This is a genomic window from Microbacterium aurugineum (assembly GCF_023101205.1).
GTDB lineage: Bacteria > Actinomycetota > Actinomycetes > Actinomycetales > Microbacteriaceae > Microbacterium > Microbacterium aurugineum.
On the sequence record NZ_CP078078.1, the window covers coordinates 2983813 to 2992158 of the forward strand.

The 8346-nt window shown below is 68.7% G+C and carries 5 protein-coding genes; all 5 read right to left on the reverse strand.

The features are described from left to right. Window positions 1–2: 2 nt before the first annotated feature. Window positions 3–1289: a hypothetical protein gene (locus KV397_RS14430; RefSeq protein ID WP_261811558.1), complete on the reverse strand. Its 1287-nt coding sequence runs from the start codon at window positions 1287–1289 to the stop codon at window positions 3–5. Further along, the gene (locus KV397_RS14435) at window positions 1289–1618 is read right to left on the reverse strand and encodes a hypothetical protein (RefSeq protein ID WP_131493001.1); all 330 of its coding nucleotides are present in this window, start codon (window positions 1616–1618) and stop codon (window positions 1289–1291) included. The genes KV397_RS14430 and KV397_RS14435 overlap by 1 nt, the downstream gene beginning before the upstream one ends. Before the next feature lie 111 nt (window positions 1619–1729). Beyond that, a complete protein-coding gene (locus KV397_RS14440) occupies window positions 1730–6229 on the reverse strand; it encodes an FtsK/SpoIIIE domain-containing protein (protein WP_261811559.1) in 4500 nt (1499 codons plus the stop codon). A 43-nt stretch (window positions 6230–6272) separates the two neighbouring features. Next, entirely contained in the window at window positions 6273–7628 is a 1356-nt protein-coding gene (locus KV397_RS14445) for an RDD family protein (protein WP_261811560.1), read from the reverse strand. After that, window positions 7625–8335 carry a hypothetical protein gene (locus tag KV397_RS14450; RefSeq protein ID WP_231555032.1) on the reverse strand — a complete coding sequence of 237 codons (711 nt, stop codon included), beginning with the start codon at window positions 8333–8335 and terminating at the stop codon, window positions 7625–7627. Before KV397_RS14450 ends, KV397_RS14445 begins: the two co-directional genes overlap by 4 nt. Window positions 8336–8346: the final 11 nt, after the last annotated feature.

The following is an 8346-nucleotide window of genomic DNA, read 5'->3' on the forward strand; positions in this document are numbered from 1 at the left end:
GCTCAGCCTATCCTGACGTCCCGAAGACCCGGGATCTCTGGCTGCGCATCGAACAGGCCCAAACCATCCGAGAGAGAGACGCCACCCCACGCCACCACATTGAGGCTTTGCCGGATCCCGCCGGGAAGACTGGCCGCCGTGGACGAGATGAACTGCTGGACGCCGGGGCTGGTGGCATACGGCGAGCTGCGCATCGTGTTCACGAAGGTCGAGACCTGAGCCGTCTGCGATCCCCCGAACCTGATCGCATCGAACGGGTTGGTGAGCATCCCCGGTTTCGGCAGCGCTCGCGCCGACTGCAGCGGCGCGAACAGCGATCGGAAGGGCGTCCCCCACGTCGTCGGCCTCAGGAAGGAGAAACGCGGGAGGGCACCTCGGATCGCCGCCGTGACGACACCGCGTCCGCCCTGGATGACGCTCGACAGAGTGGGCACTCCCCGGGAGAGCACCTTGCCGAGGCCGAACGGCAGCAGCCCGACCGCGCTCCAGGCAACGTCGCTCAACGTCGCCCGGCCGAACGCGAACTTCAGCGTGGTCAGCAGGAAGGACGCCGCTGCCAGGGTGAAGATGATCGCCCCGAGCAATCCGGTGAGCGGAGCACCGATGACCAGGGCGATGATAGTGAGCACCACCAGGACGATCGCGATGACATCGAGCACCTGATCGATGAACTCCCAGAAGCCGTCGTTGTTGCCGGCTGTCTCGATGGCTTTCTCGATGCCATCCACCGCGGCGTCGTAGGCATCGGACCACTCGTCGAAGACACTGTCGAACGCCGACCACATCTCATTGCGCGCCGTCGTGGCGTTCGTCAGAGTCGCCCGTGCCGACGACGCCGCGGATTCGGCGTCGTCCAGCGCATCCGTTGCCGCCGAGTCGGGTTCGGCTTCCGCGGCGCGCGAAGTCGCCAGGCTCGCGGCGAGTTCTGCGTCCTCCTTCTCGTCGAGCGCAGCCTGGTACGCCCGCTCCGCCGCCTCGACCTCGTCGATGTTGCTCGCGAGCCAGCCGTTGGCGACGCCCAGGGCCTCACCGTACGTCGTCAGCGTCTTGCCTGTGCCCGAGTAGCGGATGGCCGCTGCCGACAGATCGGTCGCGGTCTCGCTCGCCATCTCGGCGAGCTTGTCGGTGCCCTTGCTCTTGTGCACCGTCGAGTCGCCGATGCTCTTCAGCTGGGTCGCGGTCTCGTCCATCGTCGTGGCGAGCACCGTCAGCTGATTGCCGCGGGCGACGATGTCCGCCGCATTGCCTTCGAGGATCTGAAGTTCGTTGCCTGTGTTCGGGGACCGCATCAGACCGCCCTGCTCGCGCTGACCTGCTGCGTGCTCGTCGACCCTTCGAGCTCGCTCGCGGTCGACATGTCCCACTCAGACCAACCGTCGATGATCGACGTGAGCTGATCTTTGATGTTCGTGAGGTTCTCCTGCAGCTTGCCGCGCTTGTCGCGCCACGCCACCTCGAAGTCGACGACCTGGTTCAAAAGCTCCCCCCGGCCGACCGGGCGCTTGATCGCGTCCTCGAGGTCGTCGTTGGTGTTCGCTGCCTGATCGAACTCCCCGATCGCTGCTTCCAGCCCCAGCTTCGCATCCTTCAGCTGGGCGAGGTCGAGCATGATGTCCATCTGGCGTCCCCCCTCCGGTCTTTCCTGCACGGCGACGGCGGCCGTCCCGGCTCCGAAACCCTAACAAGGCCTCGTGCGTTCGGTCGATGGGGACAACTCCCCATCGACCGCCTACTCCTCGACCAGCGGCAGCTGCACCGTGACCTGGCGTCCGGCCTGCACGAAGATGCCTCGTCCTTCGGGGAAGTCGGTGCGCTTCACCTTCGGGAACGGCACCTTGAACACCGCATCGCCGTCGAAGGAGTCGGGCTTGAGGATGATGCCCTTACGCCCGGCTTTGAAGTCTCCGATGAACCCGAAGCCGCTCGTGACCTGCGTGACGTCGGCGTCGCCGATGAGCAGATGGTCGCTGCGGTTGATCGCCTGGAAGAGGGCCTTCATCTCGCGCTCGGCCGGGCTGTCGGCGAACTGCGGCACGTCCTCGACCACGATCAGCACCCTCGTCGGGAGGGAGTCGTCGGCGATCAGCTCGGTGATCTCCTTGGCGAGCTCCTTCGCATCGTCCGGCGTCACGGCGCTGCGTGTCCAGCTCGCGTAGTCCTTGAGCTGGGCACGTCGGCCTCCGAAGTGGAACAGCACGGTCGCCGGGTCGAGTCGCCGCATCGAGGTGATGATCGACTTGAGGGCGTTGGTCTTGCCCGACGACGGCGGGCCGGCCACGACGAACGTGCCCACCGGGTCGAAGTCGCGCGCCGCCAGGGTGTCCTCCGCGACCCCGAGTGCCGGGAACTCGCCGAGGCGATCGGGCAGATCGCGCACAGACAGACGGGTGGGCAGCGCGCCGATCTCCGGCACCTCCCTCGCTCCGGCCGCACGGAGCCTCTCGGCGAGACCCTCGAGCAGCTTGGTCTGCTCGGCCACATTCGGAGTCCCGCCCAGCGTCGCGATCTGCGTCTCGCGGCCGTCGATGATGGCGCGTCCCGGGGCTGACCGCTCGTCCAGCACATCCTTGGGCGCGTTCAGCATCGCGTATCCGGACTCATCCGAGAGACGCAGGACCACGCGCCGCGAGACGTTCGCGCTCACCGCCGTGGGGACAGAGCCCGAGCGGTCGGCGCTCGCGACGACGTGCACGCCGAGCGGGCGGCCCTCGCCGAGGATGCGCATGAAGATCTGATAGAAGGGCATCCGCGCCGTCGTCGACTCCCACTCTCCACGGAACTGCGGGAAGCCGTCGATGAGCAGGACGATGCGTGCCTCGTCCTGCCCGGTGAGCTCCCGGTACTCCGTGAGGCTGGAAGCGTTGGCGGCACTGAAACGCTTGCCACGGTCGTCGAGCACCGCGGCCAGCGAACGCAGCACCCGCTGCACGCGTTCGGAGTCGTCGCCCGAGATGATCGAGCCGACGTGCGGCAGCATCTCCAGGCTCTTGAGCGAACCGGACCCGAAGTCGAGTCCGTACACCTCGACGTTCGAACGAGCGGGATCGAAACCCGCCGCGATCGCGATCGTGCGCAGCACCGTCGACTTGCCCGAACCGCTCGTCCCGTAGACGAGCAGCGAGCCGTCCTTGTCGGGGTGGAAGTAGGCCGGCTCCTGAAGCTGCCGTTCCGGGACATCCATCTTGCCGAGCAGCACCTGCCCGTCGCCGAGCACCGGGAGATCGCGCAGGTCGACCGCGCCCTCGAGGTCGTCGAGCCACGGCCGTCGGGGGGCGGGGATGCGGGCCTCGCGCGCCGCATTCACGAGTGTCGCCACGATGCGCTTCTGGTCGTTGGGTCCGAGATCCTCGTCGTGCGAATCGGACTCCGGCGCCTGCTCGGCCTCCCAGGTCTGGATGGACCCGAAACGGAGCTCGGCGACCTTGACCTCGGCGACCTGGGCCTCGTCCGTGGTCCATCCGCCGGCGTACGCGGACTGGAACGGCACGAGTCGCCCGGGACCGGTCTTCGCGATACCGCGTCCCGGCAGCGAGGGCGGGAAGGTCGCCGCCACCGGGTCGTCGACGACGTCCTTGGAGTCGGACTCGTCAGCCATCCGCAGCGCGACGCGCAGGTTCGTGTTCGCGCGGAGGTTGTCCTTGATGACGCCGGCGGGACGCTGCGTCGCCATGATCAAGTGGATGCCGAGGGACCGTCCGCGCTGCGCGATGTCGACCACTCCGTCGACGAACTCCGGCACCTCTCCGGCGAGCGCCGCGAACTCGTCGATCACCAGCACCAGCGCGGGCGGCGTCTCCGGGTCGCGTCGCTTCTCGAGCTCGAGGAGGTCTTTGGCCTTCTTGCGGTTGAAGAGGTGCTCACGATGGTGCAGCTCGGCCCGCAGGCTCGTGAGCGCGCGGCGCACGAGGTGCGGGCTCAGGTCAGTGACGAGGCCGACGGTGTGGGGCAGGTCGACGCAGTCCGCGAAAGCCGAGCCGCCCTTGTAGTCGACGAACAGGAACGTGACCCGGTCGGGGCTGTGGGCGGCCGCCATGCCGAGCACCCATGCCTGCAGGAACTCGCTCTTGCCGGCACCGGTCGTCCCGCCGACCAGGGCGTGCGGCCCCTGGGTGCGCAGGTCGAGGGTCATCGCATCCGTCTGCGACTGTCCGATGATGGCGCGCAGGTTGCCGGCCTTTTTGAGCCGCGACTGCGGAGCGCCGGAACGGTCGATGATGGTGTTGTTCTGCCGCCAGCGATCGATCACCGCGCTGGCATCCTCGGCGACCTCGGTGCCCACGAGCGAAAGGAAGCTGACCGAGTTCGGGATGTCGGAGGAGTCCTCGATCACCGTGCTGGAATCGACGACCGGCGCCAGGCGCTTGGCGAACATCGTCATGTAGGCGTGCGAGACACCCTCGACCTGCACCCCGCGGTAGTCCACGCCGCTGCGGACGGTGCCGACCACGGCATCGGAGAGCCCGGCGCTCACGTCGACGAACGTGCGGCACGCCGCGGGCAGTGCCTCGACGACCGGAGCGACGAACAGGGCGTAGACGCCGACGTCCGCGCCGCGTTCCAGGATCTGGGTCAGTCTGGCCCGATCGACGGGGGCGTCGTTCGTGATGATCACCAGGATGGCCGTCTGGCCGGGGAACGTCGCCTCCTCGGCCGCGCGCTTGACGTCGGTGCCGTACCGCATCGGATCCCAGTCGGCTCCGTACGGGGGCCGCGCAGACTTCGACTCCCGCGAGCGGCGCAGGACGATCTCCTCGAGACCGCTGAGCAGGGCCGTCCCTGTCGAGGCGGAATCCGCTAGTGGCATCTCCTTGAACGGGTTCCGCTCGCTGGAGGTGTGGGGGAGCCACTTGAGCCAGTCGAGCTCGTTCGCCCACCCCGGTTCGGTCAGCGCCACGGTGACGAGTTCGTTCGGGGAGTGCGTGCCGAACAGTTGGACGGCGATCCCCCGCAGCGCATCGCTGGCCAGCGACGTGGGACCGGCGACACCGACCGAGCCCACGCTCTGGAGCGATTCCAGGATGGGGACGTCGTCGATCATCCGGTACCGCTCCTCCAGGCGATCGACGCGTTCGACGTATTCGACGAGCGCCTCCGGAGTCTCGGTGCGCTTGATGCGCGTGCGCGCTTCGGTCTCGCAGACCCCGAGACGCATCGCGAGGAAGTTCCAGTGCTCCGGTCGCCGGGTCCACAGCAGGGGACCGAGACGCATGGCCTCATCGAACACCACGGCGACGGCGGGGACCTCGTTCTGCCGTACCTCGCGCTCCTTCGGACGCGAGTGGTACAGCGTCTCCTCCAGCCGCTCGAACTGCTCCTCGAACGACTCGGCCTCCTTGCGCAGCCGCTGACCGATGTTGGTCTTCTGCGAGATGAAGTTGCCGAACATCATCATCGGCGACGCAGCCGCGATGAGCAGCGAAGCCGGACGCTGCGTGATGCTGAACATCGTCACGGCCAGGAGGATCGGCGCGACGAGCATGGGCCAGGGGAACAGCCGCGACGGCTGGTCGCGGGGATAGCGCGGCTCATCGAGATCCTCCCCGGTGTACCGCTCCTCGACACGGGGGCTGCGGTTGAACATGAGCGCTCCCCCGCGCTCGAGCACCGGGTCCCCCGTGGCTGAGCCGTCGAAGTCACTCACCATGTGCACGACGAACTCGCAGTCCCCGAGCACGAAGCTCTGCCCGGGGATCACACGGAGACGCTGCACGAGCCCGCCGTCGACGAGGATTCCGTTCGCCGAGTTCAAGTCGACCAGCTCGACGAACGTCGCGGCGACCTCGATCCTGGCGTGCCGCTTCGAGACGAGCGGATCAGCGATAGTGACGTCGTTCGCGGCGTCGCGTCCGATCAGGAAGTGACCGATCGGCAGCGGGAACTCCTGCCCGACCGCAGGGCCGGAGACCACCCGGAGGACGGCGGCGGGGCGCGCACCCACGGTGCCTGCGGCGGCACGGTTCGGGCCGACGTTGACCACCTCGGCGAGGAAGCCGGAGCCGAGCGGGGCGTCGCCGACGAGCAGGTCGGGATTGAGCATCGTGAGCTGCTCGCTCGTCGGAGGGGCGACGGAGAGCGTGAGCACGTCGGTCGGCGTCGCGACGATGCTGCGCGCCGGGTCGGTGGTGGCGATCTGGCGCGCGACATCGGCGATGGTCGCTGTCGAGTCCGCCATCACGACGACGTCGGTCAGGGGTGCTGCGGGTCGACGCAGGGTCAGCTTGACTCTCATCGCTCGTCCTCACCGCGCCGGGGGCGCATCTCACTTCTCCGGGTCATACCCACTCCACCTGCAGGAACCGATCGCCGAAGCGCACCGTGTCCCCGGTCCGCAGCTCGGCCGGGTGTCCGGCGGCCAGCGCGGTCTCGACACCGTCTCGGACGATCGCGCTGCCGTTGGTCGACGCGCGATCGACGATGAACACGCCCCGTCGAGCCGGCATCACCGCGATGTGCGTCTTGGACACCGAACGCGTGTCGTCGACGACCGGGACCAGGAGCGCTTCGCCCTCGCCGGCTGCCGCGCTCGGCGACCTCCCGAACAGCGTGGTGCCGCGCACCTCGACGCGCTCACCGGTGTCGAGCACGAGAATCGCCCGCACTCCGACGGGAACGTTCGGAGCATCGGCGGGCACCGCCGGCACATCGGCGGGAACGGCGGCGGGAGCAGGGACCGGCGGCTCGGGGGCAGGAACCGGCTGTGCTGCGGGTGCGGGCGCGGGTGGCATCACGGGCGCGGGCGACGCCGCGGGAGCCGGCGCGGGAGCTGGCGGTGCGAACGAAGCCGGGGGCGCGGTGCCGGTGGCCAGGGAGGGCGGTGTCGACGACACGAGGGAGCCAGGAGCCGGAGTCTCCGGACGCTCAGGGGCAGGTCCCGCGGCGGACCGGTGCGCGCCGATGACGCCTCCCGAGAGGCGCGCGCTCGGGACGTACTCGGCCGGAGCATCCCGGTGCACCGGGGTGGCGAGCGACGGGAGGGGCGCCTTCTCCTCGTGCTCGGGCGTCTTCACACGCTTGCGCGCGATACGCATCCGCTTCTGGTCATAGGGGTTCAAGCCGCCGCGCACGTCCACGAACCAGGTCGCGGCGGCGAGGTCGAGCCATCCGCGTCCTCGCCGCTCGATGTCGAAGAGCGGGGAGAGCATGATCACCAGTACCGGTCCGATGAGCGGAACGAGGAGCGAGGCGTACGCGACGAGGTAGCGCACGACCGCGCCCCGCCAGAAGCCGGGACGCTCGAGAGTCCGGACGTTCACGGAACGGATACCGCAGATCGCCTTGCCGAGCGTCACCCCCTTGCGGCCATGCAGGACGAGCTGGACGACGAGGTAGGCGATCATGAGCCCTTGGGACACCGCAGCGGCCACGATGAGCCACACCAGATCCTCCCGCGCGAAGAACTCCTCCGCGTCGAACCGTCCTGACGCCGCCTGCACGAGCACCGGCGTCAGAGCGATGAGGGCCGGGAGGGCGATGATGACCGCCACCGTCCACTCGATGAGTGCGGCGAGCACACGCGCACCCCGTCCCGCGGGGCGCAGGCCGAGAGCCTCCGCGTACGCAGGGTCCGGGCGTCCGTGCGCGTCGAGTCCTTCGACCTCGGGCGCGCGGTCGTCGATCTCCCAGATCACTCCTGCTCTCCCTCGACGTCGTCGATGGAATGCTCGGTGTCGAGCAGCGGCAGGTCGCTCTTGCCGACCAGGCGCGAGGCGATCACATGCTCGACCAGGCGTGCGCGCCTGTTGGTCGCGAAGCTGCGTTGCCCGCCGCGCATGCCGGGCACACCGACCCGGTCGAACTTGTCGCAGACGTTGTCGAGCTTGCGATTGAACCGGGTGACCGTCCAGCCCAGCCGCTCCGCCGCCTTCGCCGAGGTCGGGATCTCACTCATCCCGGTGCCGTCCCTGCGCAACTGGGGTTCGGCGAGCGCCAGGATGAGCAGCTTCTGGCTGAGGGTCAGCGGGACGTCGCCGATCGTGGACGCCCCGTCGTCGTCGTGCTCGCGCCTGGTCGCGCGAAACGTCGGCTCCGCCGCATGCAAGGTGAGCTCGTAGGTGGTCGGCCCCGCGCTGAAGACGATCGTCGTCTTCTCGAAGACGAGCGGGAGCCGAGCACCCGGCGCCAGCCACGCCTGCACGCCACCTGCCGAGTCGGTCACCGTCGCGGTGAGCCGGGTACCGACGTTCGACAGCCACCACAGCCCGTCGGAGTCGGTGATCTCCAGGAAGTGCCGATGCAGGAACAGATTGTCGTCGAGCTCGAGGTCGCCCTCGCGTCCCACGATGAATCGATCACCACGGCTCACGCGGAAGTACTCCCCCGCGAACTCGACGGTCACCCCTCCTGCAC